This window comes from Pseudobacter sp. (genome assembly GCF_051955275.1).
In the GTDB taxonomy this organism is placed as follows: Bacteria; Bacteroidota; Bacteroidia; order Chitinophagales; family Chitinophagaceae; genus Pseudobacter.
Genome location: NZ_JBQCGW010000258.1, coordinates 1 through 19198, shown reverse-complemented (window position 1 = coordinate 19198; position 19198 = coordinate 1). Strand labels below are relative to the sequence as shown.

Here is a 19198-nt window from a genome sequence, read left to right as displayed (position 1 = left end):
ATTCGCTGAAAGAACAGCCGAAATAAACAGGAAATGTTCTGGAAAGGTGCACCGGATGGATGTTCACCAGCGCAGCTATGGCTGAAAGCGACAACTGGTGGCTACCGGCATCATCGTGCAACAGTTCACGCAGGTGTTTTACCCATCCAGGTAAGCCGGTATCTTTTATCTCAGGGCTGCCCGCAGCTGTATTGAACAGGCCGATCAACGCGGCATCTATCGAAGCACCGGCGCCAGCCCCACCCTGTTTCATAGTGGCAAAAATACCGGCCATGGCAAGTGTCAGCCGCGGGTCCTTCATGCGCATGCTCCCTTCGGTCAGATTGGCGGGCAGATCATAAGCAACAAACCACTCTTTCCTTAATTCAACATGGAAACCCCGCGTGAATCCTTTTGGTTTCCTGTTATAATGCGGCTCCTGCCAGTGATGAAAGAGCAAATCGCCAGCGGTACAATGGTAGGTTTCTTTCCGGTTTATCTCCAGTACTTTACCCTGTATGATAAAAGTGAAATAAGCATGTTCATGATAATGCCAGTCAACATGTGGATGGTTATACTCGGTATCAGTCAGGATCAGCCCCGGCAGGAACAGGGTATGATGGGTATCACCATAAAATTGACCTGACCGGAGTTTTTCCATAGATCATGAAATACAGTAAAGGAAAAATGATTTACCGTTTGGTTTCATCCTCCATATCGAGATTCTTATCGAACGGACTTTTGGTAAATGGATACACCAGTTGCTTCATATACCCTTTCGGAAAATGCGTTTCCCGCAGCCCGGTACCTTCGGGCCAGGTATTGCCTGGCAGGTAATAAGTGCCGAATATTTTATCGATGAACGGGAAGATGGTGGCAAAATTCTTTCCGTAATACCTGGGATCCTCGCAGTGGTGCCAGTGATGGTACTGCGGCGTGGCAAAAATATATTTCAGGAAACCGAAGTTGATACGTGTGTTGGCATGAATCAACACGGCATGGATTGCCATGAAAATAATGTACGTATTGAAAGTGATCTCCGAAAAGCCGAAAATGTACAGGGGAATAAAGGTCATGGACCGGGTGACAAAGATGTCCACAAAATGCGTTCTTGATCCGGCCAGCCAATCCATATTTTTTGTGGAATGATGCACAGAATGAAAACGCCACAGGTAAGCATGGGAATGGAAAAAGCGGTGGGCGGCGTATTGAAAAAGATCAGTGACCAGGAAAGCGAAGAACAATTCAATAACGAAAGGAAGCTGTTGCACCCAATGCTGCACATCAGACAACCCGATCCATCCAAAGAACAGTTTAGCCGGCTTCTGTGTGATCACGCCAAAGAACTGAATGAACAGGTGGCTGATCACAAAATACAGGAGGTCGGTCCTCCATTCTTCATGGAACTTGCTTTGTTCCCTGTTTTTGGGAAACACCATTTCTATGGGAATGAAGATCACCGCCATCAGCAGGAGATCGAGCAATAACCAATCCACGCCCAGGTGCCAGCTGGTCTTTTCCACTACTCTTCCCTCTACCTGGAAACCTCCGAAAATAATGGCCAGCGTGCAGATCAGCAAACCTATCACGGCCCATTTCTTTTGCTTGCTGAGTATAAAACTGACAAGTGCAAAGAGAAAAGAGGCGATGATGGTAGCGGTCAGAACTATTTTCATTGACTCACCTGTATAAACCTCCCTGAATTGCGGTGTGGTCAACCATTCAGGATATTTAAAACAGATAACGCCCGTGAGGGAAAGCAGACCAAGGAAGATCGACGAATAGCCGCTAATTTTTCCTTCGCCGAATGTAAGACGCTGAGCAGGTTTAGGCATAATTACTTATTCAATGCATTAAAGTAAGAAAATTATGCAATTAAACCCAATTACCAGAAACGGACATACAACAGCGTCAACAGGATAATGGTCACCACTATCATCAAGGCAGTGCGGTTGTTGATCTTAAACATGCTGCTATCCAGCATGAATGCTTTGGGGTTAACTTTGGGCCCCGCAAAACTCATGCTGATCATCAGTACAAGGGTAAAGAAGAACGACCATCCCATATTGATGAGGAATGGAATTCTCCAGACAGTCTTTACAATATCACCGGATCTTTCCTGTGTTTCATACGCTGTGTAGAGCCAGGTTTCATGTCCCAGTACGGATGGCGCATAGTTGTTGAAAAACACAGAGAGCAGGAACCCGGCGATCACACCTGCAATGGCGGCGGCGCCTGTGGTCCGTTTCCAGAACATACCCAGCAGGAACATGGCGAATACGCCCGGACTGATAAATCCGGTGTATTTCTGAATGAAGGTGAATCCACCTTCCCCTCCTATTCCCAGGAGGTCTTTCCAGGTAAATGCCAGGGCAACGATCATTGCAACGAATACTGTAACCCTGCCTATCCATACCTGTTGTTTCTCCGATGAATCGCGCGCGAAATATTTCTTATGTAAATCCAGGGTATAGATGGTGGAGATACTATTGAGCTTACCGGCAAGCGATGCTACGATGGCAGCTGTCAATGCCGCCACTGATAACCCTTTCAGGCCCGCAGGTAAAAAACTGAGGATGGCTGCATATGCTCCGTCCTTGCTTCCGTTTTCCAGTTGTGGCAGCTGACCGTTCTTATAGAGCACGTAAGCAGCAATGCCTGGCAGCATAACAATCACGGGCATCAGCAGCTTCAGGAAACCGGCAAACAAAATACCGGTACGTGCAGTCTGCAGATCCGCTCCCAGGGCACGTTGTGTGATGTACTGGTTACATCCCCAGTAATTCAGGTTCACGATCCATTGTCCTGCAAAATACATGGCAACGCCCGGCAGTACCAGGTATTTATCCACTTCAATCTGTGGGGCACCGGGCGCCGGTTTGGAGAAGATCATATGGAAATGATCCGGGGCATCCTGCATCAGTATCTTAAAGCCGTTAATGGCGTCGGACCCGGCACCTGATTTTTCAGAAACGATGCTGAGCGCCAGGTAGGTGGTGGCCAGGCCACCTATGATAAGAACGGCCACCTGGATCACATCGGTATACCCGATCACTTTCATTCCTCCCAGCGTGATGAGCAATGCAAAAGCAGCCAGACCGATCATGATCAGGTGCAGGGATCCCCCACCCATCAGGCCGTTGATAGCCACCGCCCCGAGATACAGAATGGATGTGAGGTTTACAAATACATAAAGGAAAAGCCAGAACACGGCCATGATCACCGCCACCGTTTCATTATAACGCCGGGTGAGGAACTGGGGCATGGTGAAGATCTTGTTCTTCAGGTAAACCGGAATGAACCAGACTGCAATTATGATCAAGGCAATGGCAGCTACCCACTCGTATGCGGCCACTGCAATACCGGCAAAGAATCCTTCGCCACTCATGCCAATGAACTGTTCCGCTGAAATATTCGATGCGATCAGCGAAGCGCCGATAGCCCACCAGGTGAGTGACCCTTCAGCCAGAAAAAAATCTTTGGTGTCTGTAACTTCTTTTTTCTTTTTCCGGTAGATCCAGTATCCGTATCCTGCAACGATCAGGAAATAGACAAGGAAAACGCTATAATCAATTGGCAGCAATGTTGAATTCATTTCAGTATACGCTTTGGTATGGGAAAATGATACAGTAATATTTTATCTGTAAGCGCAATCGTTCCATCTCAGTTCATTCCTGAAACTTCTGAGCTTTGTATCCTGGTCTATCACAACCATCTCTAATCCGGCGATCAATGAAAGATCTTCCAGGTGCTCAACAGTGATATTCTGACTGAAACAGGTATGGTGTGCGCCGCCGGCGAGGATCCAGGCTGTACAGGCCGTACTGATTTCCGGGTAAGGTTCCCACAGCACCCTGGCCACTGGCAGTTTGGGCAGGTCGTGTTCGGGTGCCACTGCTTTTACTGTATTCACCAGCAAACGTAAACGGCCCCCCATATCGATGATGGTGGCATTCAATGCCTCGCCGCTGCCTGCATTGAACACCAGCCTTGCAGGATCCGCTTTACCACCAATACCCAGCGGATGAACTTCACACCGGGGTTTTGCATTGGCAATGGAAGGACAGATCTCCAGCATATGCGCTCCCAGTACCAATGACTGTGCCGGCGCTTTCGCAAAATGATAGGTGTAATCCTCCATGAATGAATTGCCACCTTTCAATCCTGTTGCCATGGTCTTCATCAGGCGTACCAGTGCTGCTGTTTTCCAGTCGCCTTCCGCACCAAATCCATACCCATCGTTCATCAACCGTTGAGACGCCAGCCCCGGCAACTGATGCAGTCCATGAAGGTCCTCGAAATTGGTAGTAAAGCCTTTGTAGTTGCCCGCCTGCAGGAACCTGCGCATCCCGATCTCGATCCTGGCCGCTTCCCGGAGCGAGGCATCATTCCTCACTGCTGCGGACAGCTCATATTCTTCTGCATATTGTTTACAAAGCAAATCTATCTCACCCGTGTCAACGGCCTGCACCACCTTCACCAGGTCTCCCACTCCATGTGTATTCACGGAATAGCCGAACTTCATTTCTGCCTCCACTTTATCACCTTCGGTAACGGCCACATAACGCATATTATCACCGAAGCGGACGAATTTCGCTCCCTGCCAGTCATGCCAACCTGCTGCTGCCCTGATCCAGCTATCGAGTTGCATCAGTACCGGCTCATCCTGCCAGAAACCGGTCACCACTTTCCTTTCCAGGCGCATCCGGCTCATGATGAAACCAAATTCCCTGTCGCCGTGCGCCGACTGGTTCAGGTTCATGAAGTCCATATCTATCTCATTCCAGGGGATCTCCCGGTTGAACTGTGTATGTAAGTGCAATAACGGTTTTTGAAGGATCTTCAAACCCTGTATCCACATTTTAGCGGGTGAGAAAGTGTGCATCCACGTGAGCAATCCGATACAATTCTTTGCAGCATTGGCTTCGGTACAGAGTGCCGCGATCTCTTCAGGCGTTTTGACAACTGGTTTATATACGATCGTTACAGGTATTTGCTCATTCGAGGAAAGAAATGCCGCGATCTGCTGCGCATGGTCTGCTACCTGCCTGAGTGTTTCTTCTCCGTACAGATGCTGGCTGCCGGTCACAAACCAGCACTCCAGTTGTTGAAATGGTTTACTCATTGTATAGTGATGAATTTATAGATCGTGGTTTGTGAATATGTTTCTCCGGGGCGAATAATGGTGCCCGGGAAAGAAGGCTGATTGGGACTATCAGGAAAATGCTGGGCTTCCAGGCATAACGCAGCATGTTTGTTATAAGCGGCGCCATTTTTTGTATTTGTCAGCGTTCCATCCAGGAAATTACCGGAGTAGAATTGCAGGCCAGGTTCGGTGGTCCACACTTCCATGGACCTTCCGCTGGCTGCATGCGTAAGCGTGGCTGCTTTTTGCAGCGCAGCAGTTGTTTTGTTCAATACCCAGTTATGATCATAACCACCGGGCACCTGCGCCAGATCCCTGCCGATGGGTTTGGCAGTACGGAAATCAAGCGGGGCGGTAACACTGTCTACCCTGCCGAGCGGTATCAAAGTGGAATCAACAGGTGTATAGCCATTCGCTTCGATCTGCAGCTGATGCTCCAGGATAGTTGGATCAGTACCTGCCGACAGATTGAAATAAGCGTGCTGTGTGAGATTTACAGGCGTAGGTTTATCAGTGGTGGCCTTGTATTCGATCTTCCATTGATTGTCATTGGTGAGGGTATACACTACTTCCATATCCATGTTGCCGGGATATCCTTCCTCGCCGTCGGGGCTTTTATATTTGAGGAGCAGACTGCTGTCACCCGGCAATTTTGTGATCTCCCAGAAGACTTTATCAAATCCTTTATTGCCGCCATGCAATGAATTGCCATGATCATTGGCTGCCAGCTGAAATGGCTGACCGTCCAGCGTGAACTTCGCCTGGCGGATCCGGTTGGCATAGCGGCCCACGAGGGCGCCGAAATAAGGGTTGCCTTTTTGCAGGTACCCCTCCAGGCTGTCGAATCCTGCCACTACATCCCCGGGTTTGCCGTTCCTGTCGGGAACCACTAACCGCGTTACGGCGCCCCCATAGTTGATAACGCTCAGCTGCATGCCATGCTGGTTGGAGATGGTGTATTCAGTCACCGCTTTGTTGTCATAATTACCAAACGGCTTTGTCATGATCGATCTGTCTTTTTGAGGCGCCTGCGCACAGGCTGCCAGTAATAAGAAAAGGGATAGATATTTCATTGGCTTGATCGTTGAGTAGTTTATTGACCGTAATAGGAATGTGGACCATGTTTTCGTTCAAAATGTTTCCGGATAAGGGCATCTTTCATCCGGGCCGACAGGGGATCTATCTGCAGGGTGAGCAACGCCATTTTAGCCATCTGCTCCAATACCACGCTGTTGTATACGGCTTTAGCCGCATCCTTTCCCCAGGTGAACGGAGCATGGTTTCCCACGAGGATCATTTCGATATCCCGGTGATCCAGGTTCTTTTCCTGCAGGCATTCCATGATCTGAAAGCCGGTGGAGTATTCGTAATCCCCTTTGATCAGTTCATCGCGCATCGGAGCGGCGCAGGGAATACTGGTGGTGCAATGATCCGCATGTGTGGTGCCGAACAGGGGAATATCCCGCAGGGATTGCGCCCATGCGGTGGCATAGGTGGAATGGGTATGACAGATACCTGCCACTTCCGGCCAGTGCTTATACAATACGGCGTGCGTGAGGGTGTCAGACGAAGGCCTCAAAGAACCTTCGATCACTTTTCCGTCAAAATCCACGATGACCATTTTACCGGGAGAAAGCTGGTCATAAGCCACACCACTGGGTTTGATGGCGAATACGCCGGCAGCCTGGTCTGCAGCGCTCACGTTCCCGAAAGTGGCCACTACCAATCCTGCGGAAGGCAGCTGCATATTTGCCTGCCATGCCTGTTCCCTGATATATTCATAACGATTACGGCTACCCGATTTTTTTGCCGGGGTTGTCTGTTGCCCCAGCAACTGGTAGCGCTCGTATCTTTTACGGTAATAAGCGGACAATTCCTGGCGTGGGTGCCAGGTTTTGCTGAATCCCTGTCCCATGGCCTGCATCGCTGCCTGAACATCCGGATAGATGCCGGCGGCCACTGCCGCAAACATGGCTGCCCCTGCGGCGCAGGTCTGTTCAGAACTATGTATTCGGATAGACATTCCTGTTATATCCGCCATCATTTGCATCACGTATGGCGCTTTATGGGCCACGCCTCCCAATCCGATCAGTCCTTTTACAGGTACTCCTTCTGAAACGAACCTTTCCACGATGGCCCTGGCACCAAAGCAGGAAGCTTCCACCAGGGCTTTGAAAATACTTGCGGCATCGCTGCCCAGGTCAATATTGCTGATGGTGGCTTTCAATTCCTGGTTGGCATCCGGCGTGCGTCTTCCGTTGAGCCAATCCACTGCTATCTCGTCATCTTCCCCCAGGGGCAATGCAGCAGCGGCTGCGGACAATTCCGGTATGGAGCGGTTCACCAGTTTGCTGAACCAGGAATAGATATCACCGAAAGCAGACTGTCCCGCTTCGAGGCCCATCATTCCCGGGATCACGGAGCCGGGCACCTGTCCGCAAATACCCTTCACCACAATATCGCCCATTTCATCCTCCGGTACCACCAGCATATCGCAGGTGGAAGTGCCCATCACCTTGCTGAGGTAATAAGGTTCTATTTGTCCGCCTACCGCTCCCATATGCGCATCGAAGGCACCAACACCGATGATCACCTGCGTGCTGAGGCCTAATCTTTCCGCCCATTCCGTGCACAGGTTGCCGGCAGGAACATCGGAAGCATAAGTAGTGGTGAACAGGCTATCCACTTTGTTATTCAGCAGGGGATCGATCTGAGTGAAGAAACTGTTTGGAGGAAGGCCTCCGAAAGTATCGGACCACAGGGCTTTATGCCCTGCCGCACAAATGCTTCTTTTCAGCTGGTGCACATCCTTTCCGCCGGTCAGCAGAAAGGGCATCCAGTCGCAATGCTCCACACAGGAATAACCTTCCGTACGGATGCGTTCATCATTTCTCAGCAGGTACAACCATTTTGCCCAGAACCATTCGGAGGAATAAATGCCTCCGCAGTACTGCAGGTATTTATCCGCCTCTGGGTGCTGGTTGATATCCGCTGCTTCCCGGATGGCAGTATGGTCCTTCCATAATACGAACATGGCATTGGGATCATTTTCAAATCCGGGGAGTAAACTCAATGGGATGCCTTGCCTGTTGACCATAACGGGTGTGGAACCGGTTGTATCGATAGAGATAGCTTTCACCTGGCGGGCAACGGAGGCGCCTGCCTGTTGCAGGCAATCCTTTATGGTGAATTCCAGTCCTTCGATATAATCCAGCGGGTGCTGGCGGTATTGCTGCCTGGAAGCATCACAATACAATTGTTTGCTCCAGCGCGGGTAACTGAATACGGAAGTGGCAAGTTCTGTTCCGTTGCCGGTATCCACCAGCACGGCCCTGACCGAGTCTGTTCCATAATCCACTCCTATGACATAGCTGACATCGTTATTTATAAGTGTCATATTAACATTTATAAGTTGAGGCAAAAAAAATTCCTACTGGAATATTTCTTTTGTTGGCAGGAAGCTGATGAAAGAGCGCAGGCTGGACGGATATTTCCGTTTATCCAGTTTAAAAAAGAAAGAGCCTTTTTTGGAGGATACTTTTTCCTTTTCTTTTTGGCGGATGATGAGCCCTGAGCTTTTCAGTTTCCGCACGAAGTTCCTTTTATCCAGTTCTTTTCCGTAAACGGCTTCGTAGAGGTCGAGCAGCTGACGGATAGTGAAACGTTCCGGCAGTAATTCGAACAGGATCGGATGCAGTGCGGCTTTGTATTGCAGCCTTTCCCTGGCTCTTTCCACCATCCGGGGATGATCGAAGATGAGGTTCGGTATTTCTGCCATGGGGAACCATTCGGCATGAAAATTCTCATTCATCTGCTGCTTGTACAGGCCAATATCCACCAGGGCATAGTACACAACGGAAATGGTCCGCTCCATGGGGTCCCGGTCCGGCTCCCCAAAAGCAAAGAGCTGCTCCATGTACACTCCTTTCAGGCCTGTAAGTTCTTCCAGGATGCGGCTGGCAGCATTGTCAAGACTTTCCTTCGGTTGCACGAAACCACCCATCAGACTCCATTTGTTCTTCTGTGGTTCAAACCCTCTTTTGATGAGCAATAACTTCAGTGTTTCGTCATCAAACCCGAAGATCACGCAGTCCACAGCAACAATCATTTTACCAGCAGGGTAATGTTTTACGGCCATTTCTGTTTTTTAGAGCCAGTGAAGATACGAATATGCCTTTTATCAGCCTGATTTCGCCTGTGGCGCCAGTCCCGCTGTTACGGTTGATTTCCCAGGTGAATCTATGATGATAGTTGCAGAACAACAAATTTTAAATGTCTTTTTTACACTTATTATTCGAATTTCCACCAGTCGAAATTGAAGAGCGTACGGCCGGGCGACAGGTTTTGTCCGTTAAAGGAAAAACACAGATCGTGAACGCCGGTAACAGTGGCAAGCACCGGCACTGTAAAGGTCTTCCATTTGTTCCACCCTCCGGTACGCGGAACCTGGATAGTGGCCAGTTTCAGGCCTCCCACACTGTCTGCATACACATCCAGGATACCCGCTCCCAGTCCGGCTGCGAGACTGGCGGTTATTTTCTGTGGCGCACGCTTCCCGAAATCAACGCCCCGTATTTTTATCCAGCCCTTTGACCGGATATCTGTAACAAACACACCGGTTCCGGGAGCTTCAGCGGTAGTGCAATGCTCTGACCAGGCAATGGTCTCAGCTTCCACACGGCGGTAAGGATCCAGTGTACCAACGGGCTCAGGTCCTGCAGCTGACATGGTGATGGGCGGGATGGTGCCATCCTCATTGTACCGGAATGATTCGATGCAAGTGGCACGTCCGAAACTCCCCCCTCCTTTCAATAAGCCGGTATGATAGAAGAGGTAGGAACGCCCCTTGAAATCGATAATGCCGCCATGATTGGTGAAACTGTTGGTGGGTTGTTTGGACATGATCTTTCCCTTGTAGGTCCAGGGGCCTTCAGGACCGGGGCTCATGGAGTACGACAGGCATTCTGTTCCGCTTTCCATGCCCGCAAACATCTGGTAATACTGTCCGTTCCTTTTGTAGAACCAGGGCCCTTCCACAAACATGTCGTTATTGGGAGATGCCTTTGCCGTTGTGTCTTTGGGCGCCCTTCTCACCCCGCCGAATGAGGCCTCAGACAAGGGAACTTCATTTATATTGCCGGAGTAAGAGATCATATCCGGGTTGAGTTTTACATAATAAAGCTGCCCGTTTCCCCAATACAGGTATGCCTGACCGTTATCATCGATATGAACGGTGGGGTCTATATTGGACCAGCTGCCGGTGGAGATCAGCGGTTTCCCGAGCGCATCCCTGAAAGGGCCACGGGGACTGTTGCCTACGGCTACGCCGATGGACATATTATTCTTGTCAGTCTGCATGCATACATACCAGTAGAATTTTCCATTCCGTTCTATGCATTGTGCCGCCCAGGCCCTGTCCACCGCCCAGGAAAAACTCTCCAGGGAAATGGGCGAACCATGGTCCGTCCAGTTGACCATATCGGCTGAAGCAAATACCCGCCACTTGGTCATATAATAGAATCCGAACCCGGGAATATCATCACCGGTATACACATACACGCTGTCTTTATACACCATCGGCGCCGGATCAGGGGTATAATGTGTTTGTATAACGGGGTTCTGCGCCCGCAGTACGATACCTGTAAGCAGGGCAATAAGGAGGAAGGATAATGATCTCATAGATACGATTATTTTCATGGTATCACCACATCATTGGCTGAAGTGGCATAAAGGCCGATGAGGGCGCCGGTAAAACCGCCTGCCACATCCGTGGAAAGGATATCGCCGGAAACAGTTCCGCCGATATTTGTGAACTGCTGACCATCTGCAGCAAAGCTGAAAGTATAGTCGTCACCTTTGGCGGTCACCCGCAGCAGGATCCCGTTGGCGGAAGCGATCTTTTCACTGCCGATAACGGTGGACTTGCCCTGACCGGTCCTTTCCAGTACCAGGTAGAGGTCCTTGCCTTTCCTGGTGATACCGAACACGTAGTTGAAGCTCTCTTTCTGGTAGCAGACGATGCCTGCCAGGTCTTTTTCCGTTTGCGGATTGTATTTGATCTTCACGGTGGCTTCAAAGCTGGCATGTTGTTGCCTGCAGAACAAAGTGGAAGTGGGTTCTGTGGCTTTGATGGTTACCGGGAAGGGTTTGATCTTCACGCCTTCTTTGGAAGAAGTGATGAAATTCTCGCGAGGGCCACGCACGCCGATCCATCTGTAATGAAGGGATGAAGCGGTCAGGTCATCCGTATAATTGAAATTGCCATTGGGCAGGAAATCATTTTGTCCTGTCTGGTTAGTAACTCCTGCCGGCATTTTAAGCTTTGGCTTCATCGGTATCAATCCGTTCTCGAAAACGGGGAACTCGCCGGTCCAGTCAACCGGCAGGATAAAGGTTTCCCTTCCGGTATTCACCCTGCCCTTTTCATTGGGCCTGATGGCCAGGAACACGCCGTAATATTTTCCGTCCGGTCCTTCCACCAGGTCAGCATGGCCGGCCCAATCCACTTTATTGTTCCTGTCTTTCGGGAGATAACGTTGGGTGAGGATCGGGTTATTGGCTGCAGGTTTATAAGGACCTTTAGGAGCATCGCTTTCAAAGATCACTTCACTATGCCATCCGGCTGTGCCGCCTTCCGCGCACATGAGATAATATTTTCCATTTTTTTTATAGATATGCGGTGCTTCTATCCAGATGGGCTTCTGTGTAATATCCACGCCGCCGTCAACGATGATCCTGTCTGAACCTTCGATCACGGCATCCTTCTCCACATCGTACTCCCATACCTTGATCACCCGGTGGCCCCTGTAAATTTCTTTTCCTGGTGGTGGTGCATCATTGTGAACCAGGTACGCTTTGCCATTATCATCAAAGAACAGGGAAGGATCGATGCCATCGAATTTCAGTTTCACCGGATCGCTCCAGCCTTTTGCAGGGTCCTGCGTTTTCACCACCATATTACCCATACCTGCGGCAAGCTGGGTAGTGATCATGTAAAATGTATTGTTATGCTGGTTGTATTTGATATCAGGCGCATAGATACCCTCAGAGATCCCGGCCTTCTCCACTTTCAGTTGTGAAGACCTGTCGAGCACATGCCCGATCTGCTTCCAGTTCACCAGGTCCTTCGAGTGAAAAATGGGAACACCCGGCACCATGGAAAAAGAGGAGACAACCAGGTAGTAATCACTCCCTTTTCTTACAATGCTCGGGTCAGGATAACAACCCTGTAATATGGGGCTGTAGAATTCCCCTTCTTTCAATGGATTGTTCTCATAGATACGATCATTTCCCTGGTAGGTGAACTGCGTGAACACCGGTTGGTTACTGGCGCTTGCCGCTTTCTGTGCCAACGCGGGAGTGCCTGAAAGAACTGCCATCAATAATACTGATATTGACAGTCTGTTCGCGGAACTGAATTTATTGATGATCTTCTTCATTATTAAAATGCTTATGCTTTAGAATATTTCAATGTTGATCTGGTTTGTATCCGAGAATGGCCAGCATCCTGCCGGCATAACGTGCTCCCAGTAACCGGTACCCGGCCGCATTGAAGTGTAAATGATCAGGAGCAGCCGTACAGCCGTCCGATGGGATCACTGAAGCCTGGGGTATCACCTGGGGAAGCGTGGCGATGATCCTGTTCATACTGGCGCAGACACCACCCTGGTCTGCATGCACCAGTTCACCTGCCAGCAGCGGGATGCTGCCGGGTTCGAGCCCGATATCTTTCAGCAGGTTATCGTACATTTTTCTGACCTTCGAGGGCCAGGTGGTATCGTTGGTATTGGATTCCCCCTGGTGAAGCAGGATGCCTTTGATCACCCCGTCTTTGCGGGCCAGTCTGGCCATTTCAACGAGGCGTGCATAGGGGTTGCCACCATATTCCCCGGCCATATTCTTCAACCAGTCCGGGGCGGACGCTATATAGGAAAGGCAGCTATCCTTATCGTATAATTCTATTTTACAACCGGCCACCGATACATTGATCACTCCTACGCGGATATCAGCCGGCAGGTTGGCTACCAATGTTCTTCCGAAATAATCAGCGGGAGTAAGACCGGAATGGCAACGGCATAAGGGAGGTCTGGCGGGATACCAGTTCCCCATCACCCTGCCCAGGTTGGGGCAATCCACGGCTTCCATCACCTGGAATCGGGGATCCACCGTTGTGTCCTGCGGCTCAAAGGGAGCGCTTCCTTCCATATTGGATTGGCCAAGGCACAGGTAGATGTGAAATTTATTGTCCTGCGCCTGCACGGGGCTGGTCAGTAAGGCAGCCAGGAAGGGAATAACATAAATAACCCTTTTCAGGTTGGCAATCATTTTTTTTCTCATAACGGGTCCATATGGCATCTGTATCAAAAATACCTCTCCCATAATTGCTTTGCGGGTAGAAATAGAGAAAACAATAGCACAAATGTTCACATCCGGATGTCATTTTTAAGGAACATCAACATTTGTGCTATTTTTTTTTACATTATGGGCCCGGCTCTTTTTTCAGCCCGGTTACATTTGTTGATGAACGATGGCGGTGTCAGCATGCGGCAGGTCTCCGGCAACCGGCCCATTTACTAACTATCTACTATAACCGAAAAACAAAATGCTTTTACCCGATAATTCCAGGATGAAGAAATTGTTGCCTGCTGCAATGATGGCAGTTCTCTTCCTTTTTACCATTTCCCCGGTGCGGGCGCAGCATGCCATTGCCGGTCAAACATCCGGGACCGGTCCTTCCGCATCAGGCGGCCTGCCGGGAGAAAAAGCGAAGAACCCGGTGATCTTTGCCGATGTTCCGGATATGGCCATCATCCGGGTGGGGGATATTTATTATATGAGCAGTACCACCATGCATATGAGCCCCGGTGTTCCCATTATGCGGTCTTCAGACCTGGTGAACTGGACCCTGGTTTCCTATGCCTACGATATCCTGGATGATACGGATGCACTTAACCTCGAAAACGGAATGAATGCTTATGGCAGGGGATCCTGGGCCAGCAGCCTGCGTTATCATAACGGTCTTTTTTATGTCAGCACCTTTTCAGGCACCACCGGAAAAACTTATATCTATACTACGAAGGATATCGAAAAAGGGCCCTGGAAAAAGACCAGCTTCGCTCCCTCCCTGCACGATCACTCTTTGTATTTTGCAGAGGACGGAAAAGTGTTTATGCTGTACGGAGCCGGTAAGATCATGATGGTAGAGCTTTCAGCAGATCTATCCGGTATCAAACCCGGCACTACTCCCAAAGTGCTGATAGAAAACGCCAGTGCACCGGCCGGCAATAATATCGGTCTGCCAGGAGAAGGCTCCCAGCTTTTCAAAGTGAACGATACATTTTATCTCTTCAATATCTGCTGGCCCAAGGGAGGCATGCGCACCGTGACCATACACCGGGCAGCGCAGCTGGAAGGCCCCTGGGAAGGACGGGTAGGCCTGCAGCACCTGGGTGTGGCGCAGGGCGGACTCATCAGCACACCGGAAGGAAACTGGTATGCTTACCTGTTCCGCGACTATGGAGCGGTAGGCCGTATTCCTTACCTGGTGCCTGTTACCTGGGAGAATGGCTGGCCAGTACTGGGCAACGATGGAAAAGTTCCCGAACAGCTGAACCTGCCAGCCAGTAAAGGCCTGATCCCCGGCATTGTGGTGTCCGATGAATTCAAACGCCATAAAAAAGACGCCCCGCTTCCGCTCGCCTGGCAATGGAACCATAATCCGGATAACAGGAACTGGTCGTTAAAGCGGCGGCCGGGTTACCTGCGGCTCACTACCGGCAGGATCGATTCCTCCGTTCTTCAGGCACGCAATACCCTTACGCAACGCTGTTTCGGTCCGCAGTCTTCCGGGTCAACGGCCATCGACGTATCAGGGATGAAGGACGGGGATTGTGCAGGCCTGCTGCTGCTGCAGAAGAATTATGGATGGGCAGGTGTGAAGATGGAGAACGGTAAAAAATATATCGTGATGGTGGGAGTGGCATCAGGCACGCCTGTTGAAATGCAACGCCTGCCATTGACAGGGAATATTGTACACCTCAGGGCCGACTGTACCTTCAGTAATATGGCAGATACGGCCAGCTTCTCTTATAGCCTCGACGGAAAGAAATGGACCCGCCTGGGCGGCACCCTCAAAATGTCTTACACCCTCCCCCATTTCATGGGTTACCGCTTCGGGCTGTTCAACTATGCCACCCGGTCAGCAGGCGGTTATACTGATTTCGATTATTTCCGTATCAGATAATATATGATTTGAAAAGAGATCACTTAAATTGGTAGTTCTAAAACAGCAATTGGGCCCGTATGTTTCCACATCGGGCTTTTTTACCAAATCATCAAAGCATCCTATTTCAAAAATCATCAGAGCACTATGAAAATACTCAGCTGCCTGCAACCGGGCAATCTCGCATACGGAGAGGCTCCGGATCCCATAGCGCAACCAGGAAAAGTGATCATCCGCGTAAAGCATACCGGGGTCTGCGGAACAGACCTGCATGCCTATGAAGGCACCCAGCCTTATTTCAGTTATCCGCGGATACTGGGCCATGAGATAGCCGGTGAACTGGTGGATGCCAATGGTGCACCGGGTTTCAGGAATGGCGACCTGGTTACGCTGATCCCTTATTTTTCCTGCGGGCATTGCATTGCCTGCCGGAGAGGGGCTTTCAACTGCTGTGTATCCATGAATGTTTTCGGTGTGCATTCCGATGGAGGCATGCAGGAATTTATTTCCGTTCCTGCCGGCAGCCTGGTGGCAGGAGAAGGCCTGATGTCAGAGGAGCTGGCGCTGGCGGAACCACTGGCCATCGGCGCCCACGCGGTGCGAAGGGCTGCCATGCAGCCTGGCGAGCTGGTGCTGGTCTGCGGTGCAGGCGCCATCGGGCTCGGCATCATGGAAATGGCCAGAGTGGCGGGTGCTACCATCATTGCCATGGACGTGAATGAACAAAGGCTTGCTTTCTGCCGTACCAAACTAAAGGTGGAGCATACCATTCATGCCGGCAATACCAATGCAGCAGAAGCGTTGCGTGCTATTACTAAGGGCGATATGTGTACTGCCGTTTTCGATGCCACCGGTAACCTGCAGGCGATCGGGAATGGCCTGCAATATGTGGCGCATAGCGGGAGATATATCCTGGTGGGATTGCAGAAACAGGAATTCCACTTTTCTCATCCTGAATTCCATAAGCGCGAAACAACGCTGATGAGCAGCCGCAATGCTTTGCGGGAAGACTTCGATCAGGTGATTGCTTTGATGCGGGAAAAGAAGATCGATCCGGTCGCCTTCATTACCCATACCGTATCATTCAGTGAAGCCGCCGAAAGTTTCAGCAGCTGGCTGCAGCCGGAAAGTGGCGTGATAAAACCGATGATCCGGCTCTATTGACCCTCTCTAACGTTTATCAGTAACCGATAAATTGATACACCGCCCCTTTCTGTGTAAGCAGATCATATTCCATGGTTTTTCCGATGGCAGGGGGCGTAATAACGGCATCGGGTGAAACAAGCGGTTCAGCTGTTTCCATCAACTGAAAGAACGGATTTTCGTTCCGGCCTTTTGCGGGAGAAAGCGTGAACCTGCCCGCGGGCTTTATGGGATGTGGGATCCGCAACCGGAGCTTGCCGCCCAGCGTTGACCTGACCACCAGTTTTTTGATCTTACCTTCTTTCCATTCCAACTCCACAATTTCAAATCCTCCCCAGGCCCGCAGTCCGCATACCTTTCCCGATGGCCAGGCATCCGGTAAAGCCGGCAGGATATCCACTGCGCCATCTGCCGTTTGTACCAGCATCTCGGCTATCCCCGATGTACAACCGAAATTACCATCGATCTGGAATGGCGGGTGTGCATCGAATAAATTATTGTAGGTGCCTCCTCCGTCGCGGTTCACGCCAACCGGGGTAAGCTGGTTGCTGATCAGTTTATAAGCATGGTTGCCATCGCGCATGCGGGCCCACCAGTTCACTTTCCATCCCATGCTCCATCCGGTGGAAACATCCGTGCGCTGGATCAGGGTATTCCTGGCGGCACTGTAGAGGGAGGGGGTTCTGAATGCTGAGATCTGGTTGGAGGGAAAGAGTCCGTACAGGTGTGAAATATGACGGTGATGATCATCCGGATCATCGATATCATCCAGCCATTCCTGCAACTGCCCATGGCGGCCTACCTGCATGGGTGGCAAGCGGTCCCGCATTTTCCTGAGCGTATCACAGAAGGCTTGATCTTTTCCCAGGATGGCGGCTGCACGGATCACGGTGTTGAATACATCGAATACGATCTGGTTGTCCATGGTAACACCTGCATCTAGGGAAGAGCCCTGGTGTGCTGCCGGTGCATTCTCGGGCGACATGCCAGGATTGACCACCAGCCAGTGCTTTGCAGGATGCTCCACCAGGAAATCCACGTAAAATAATGCTGCATCCCGAAATACGGGATATACTTCGGCCAGGAATTGTTGGTTACCGTTATACAGGTAATGCTCCCAGAGATGTTGTATCATCCATCCACCACCGGCGCTCCACACGCCCCAGAGCGCGCCGTCAACGGCACCGGTAGTGCGCCATATATCTGTATTATGGTGGGCCATCCATCCCCTGGCGCCATACATCACCCTGGCCGTTTCGCGCCCTGTAATGGCCAGTTCCCTGACCATACGCAGGAAAGGCTCATGCAATTCCGCGAGATGGGTGCGCTCTGCCGGCCAGTAATTCATTTCCGCATTGATATTGATCGTATACTTACTGTCCCATGGCGGACGCATCGATGCATTCCAGATGCCTTGCAGGTTGGCCGGCTGACCACCCGGTTGCGAGGATGAGATCAGCAGATAACGGCCGAACTGGAAGTAGAGCGTCACCAGGTGAGGATCATTGCCACTGTTGAAAAGTTTCAACCGCTGATCGGTAGGTAATTTTGCCGCATCAGTATATCCAAGGTCAAGGTTCACCCGGTTGAAATACCGGCGGTAAGCAGCTATATGCGCCTTCCTGATAACATCATAAGATAATGCAACAGCCTTCTTCATTGCTTCCGCTGCCCTTTTGTTCTCATCACCATCCAGGTTCTGGTAATCATTGAAGTTGGATGCGATGGAAATATAGAGCGTCGCGGCATTGGCGTCCTGTATGATCAGGGCAGTATCATTGGCCAGCAACTTACCTCCTTCCGGTTTCACCCGCACCAGCCCTTTGAACCTGACCATACCCTTCACTCCTTCATGATCGATGGTGGTACCCGCGATCTCCAGCTCTTTTTCCGCAGACACTGTGCTGGTTGCCTTCGGTTGCGGTGTGGTAAAGAATGCTTTGAAAGATAGCCTGCCAGGTTGAGAAGCGGTCAGTCTCACCACTATAACAGGCGCTGCCAGAGAAGAGAGTACTTCCCTGGTATATACCACATCGCCCACCCGGTAAGAAGTGCCGGCCACTGCATTTTCGATATCCAGGTCCCGGTAGTAATCGCTGTACTGTTCATGCCCTTCAAACGCCAGCTGCAGACTGCCCACGGGCTCAAACATCTGCCCATGAGATTGCTTTGTGATGATGGCCTGGCCGGCCAGTTGCTCTGCCTCTTTTTGTTTGCCCGCAAATATCAGTCGCCTGATCTCCGGCAACGCTGCCAGTGCAGCTGGATTGTCATTCCTGTTTGGACTGCCACTCCAGACCGTATGCTCATTCAGCTGGATGGTCTCCTGCGGTACATTACCATAGATCATAGCGCCCAGCCTTCCATTGCCTACCGGCAATGCCTGTTCCCAGATCTTGCCTGCAGGCTGGTCATACCACAATTTCAAACCGGGGTTTTGTGCAAATCCTTTTTCCAGCACCAACAGCAATATCAGGGATACAACGCAGCGAGTGAATATCAGCATAAGACCAGGACTTTGATAATGTACATTCATTTAAAAAGCAACGGCGCAAAAGAGAACAGGTTATTCCTCCATACCGGCCAGGTATGACCGCCCGGGTATTCAATATAAGTATATTTCAGGTTCAGTTCATCGAACCTGGCCATCATATTCTTACAATTGGTGTAAGCGATATCCTCTTTTCCGCCCATGGCAATCCAAAGCA

The 19198-nt window shown here is 50.6% G+C and carries 13 protein-coding genes; 2 read left to right on the top strand and 11 right to left on the bottom strand.

From position 1 onward, the window contains the following. The 10 genes from ACTHMC_RS22480 to ACTHMC_RS22435 form a co-directional block, all read right to left on the bottom strand. Positions 1-640: AraC family ligand binding domain-containing protein (locus ACTHMC_RS22480; RefSeq protein ID WP_440416597.1), on the bottom strand; the 640-nt coding region annotated here is incomplete at its 3' end. 31 nt (positions 641-671) lie between these two features. Then, complete coding sequence (locus tag ACTHMC_RS22475) at positions 672-1814, bottom strand: sterol desaturase family protein (RefSeq protein WP_440416596.1); 1143 nt, start codon at positions 1812-1814, stop codon at positions 672-674. A 50-nt stretch (positions 1815-1864) separates the two neighbouring features. Then, on the bottom strand, positions 1865-3574 hold the full coding sequence (locus tag ACTHMC_RS22470; RefSeq protein WP_440416595.1) for a sodium:solute symporter family transporter: 1710 nt from the start codon (positions 3572-3574) through the stop codon (positions 1865-1867). A gap of 42 nt (positions 3575-3616) precedes the next feature. Then, on the bottom strand, positions 3617-5104 hold the full coding sequence (gene araA, locus ACTHMC_RS22465) for an L-arabinose isomerase (RefSeq protein ID WP_440416594.1): 1488 nt from the start codon (positions 5102-5104) through the stop codon (positions 3617-3619). Further along, on the bottom strand, positions 5101-6198 hold the full coding sequence (locus ACTHMC_RS22460) for an aldose epimerase family protein (protein WP_440416592.1): 1098 nt from the start codon (positions 6196-6198) through the stop codon (positions 5101-5103). The genes araA and ACTHMC_RS22460 overlap by 4 nt, the downstream gene beginning before the upstream one ends. Positions 6199-6218: 20 nt before the next feature. Continuing rightward, complete coding sequence (locus ACTHMC_RS22455; RefSeq protein ID WP_440416590.1) at positions 6219-8522, bottom strand: ribulokinase; 2304 nt, start codon at positions 8520-8522, stop codon at positions 6219-6221. A gap of 33 nt (positions 8523-8555) precedes the next feature. Then, the gene (locus ACTHMC_RS22450; protein ID WP_440416589.1) at positions 8556-9263 is read right to left on the bottom strand and encodes an NUDIX hydrolase; all 708 of its coding nucleotides are present in this window, start codon (positions 9261-9263) and stop codon (positions 8556-8558) included. A 152-nt stretch (positions 9264-9415) separates the two neighbouring features. After that, positions 9416-10804, bottom strand: a complete 1389-nt coding sequence (locus tag ACTHMC_RS22445) for a glycoside hydrolase family 43 protein (RefSeq protein WP_440416587.1) — start codon at positions 10802-10804, stop codon at positions 9416-9418. A gap of 14 nt (positions 10805-10818) precedes the next feature. Further along, positions 10819-12564, bottom strand: a complete 1746-nt coding sequence (locus ACTHMC_RS22440; protein ID WP_440416585.1) for a glycoside hydrolase family 43 protein — start codon at positions 12562-12564, stop codon at positions 10819-10821. A 28-nt stretch (positions 12565-12592) separates the two neighbouring features. After that, entirely contained in the window at positions 12593-13462 is an 870-nt protein-coding gene (locus ACTHMC_RS22435) for a sialate O-acetylesterase (RefSeq protein ID WP_440416583.1), read from the bottom strand. Between the two features lie 265 nt (positions 13463-13727). On the opposite strand from ACTHMC_RS22435, the gene ACTHMC_RS22430 reads away from it, so the two are divergent. Together ACTHMC_RS22430 and ACTHMC_RS22425 are read left to right on the top strand one after the other, a co-directional pair. Beyond that, positions 13728-15368, top strand: coding sequence for a glycoside hydrolase family 43 protein (locus tag ACTHMC_RS22430; RefSeq protein WP_440416582.1), 1641 nt, complete (start codon positions 13728-13730; stop codon positions 15366-15368). 126 nt (positions 15369-15494) lie between these two features. After that, positions 15495-16511: a zinc-binding alcohol dehydrogenase family protein gene (locus ACTHMC_RS22425; protein ID WP_440416580.1), complete on the top strand. Its 1017-nt coding sequence runs from the start codon at positions 15495-15497 to the stop codon at positions 16509-16511. Between the two features lie 16 nt (positions 16512-16527). Here the strand turns inward: ACTHMC_RS22425 and ACTHMC_RS22420 are convergent, their stop codons facing one another. Beyond that, entirely contained in the window at positions 16528-18996 is a 2469-nt protein-coding gene (locus ACTHMC_RS22420) for a glycoside hydrolase family 95 protein (protein WP_440416578.1), read from the bottom strand. Positions 18997-19198: the final 202 nt, after the last annotated feature.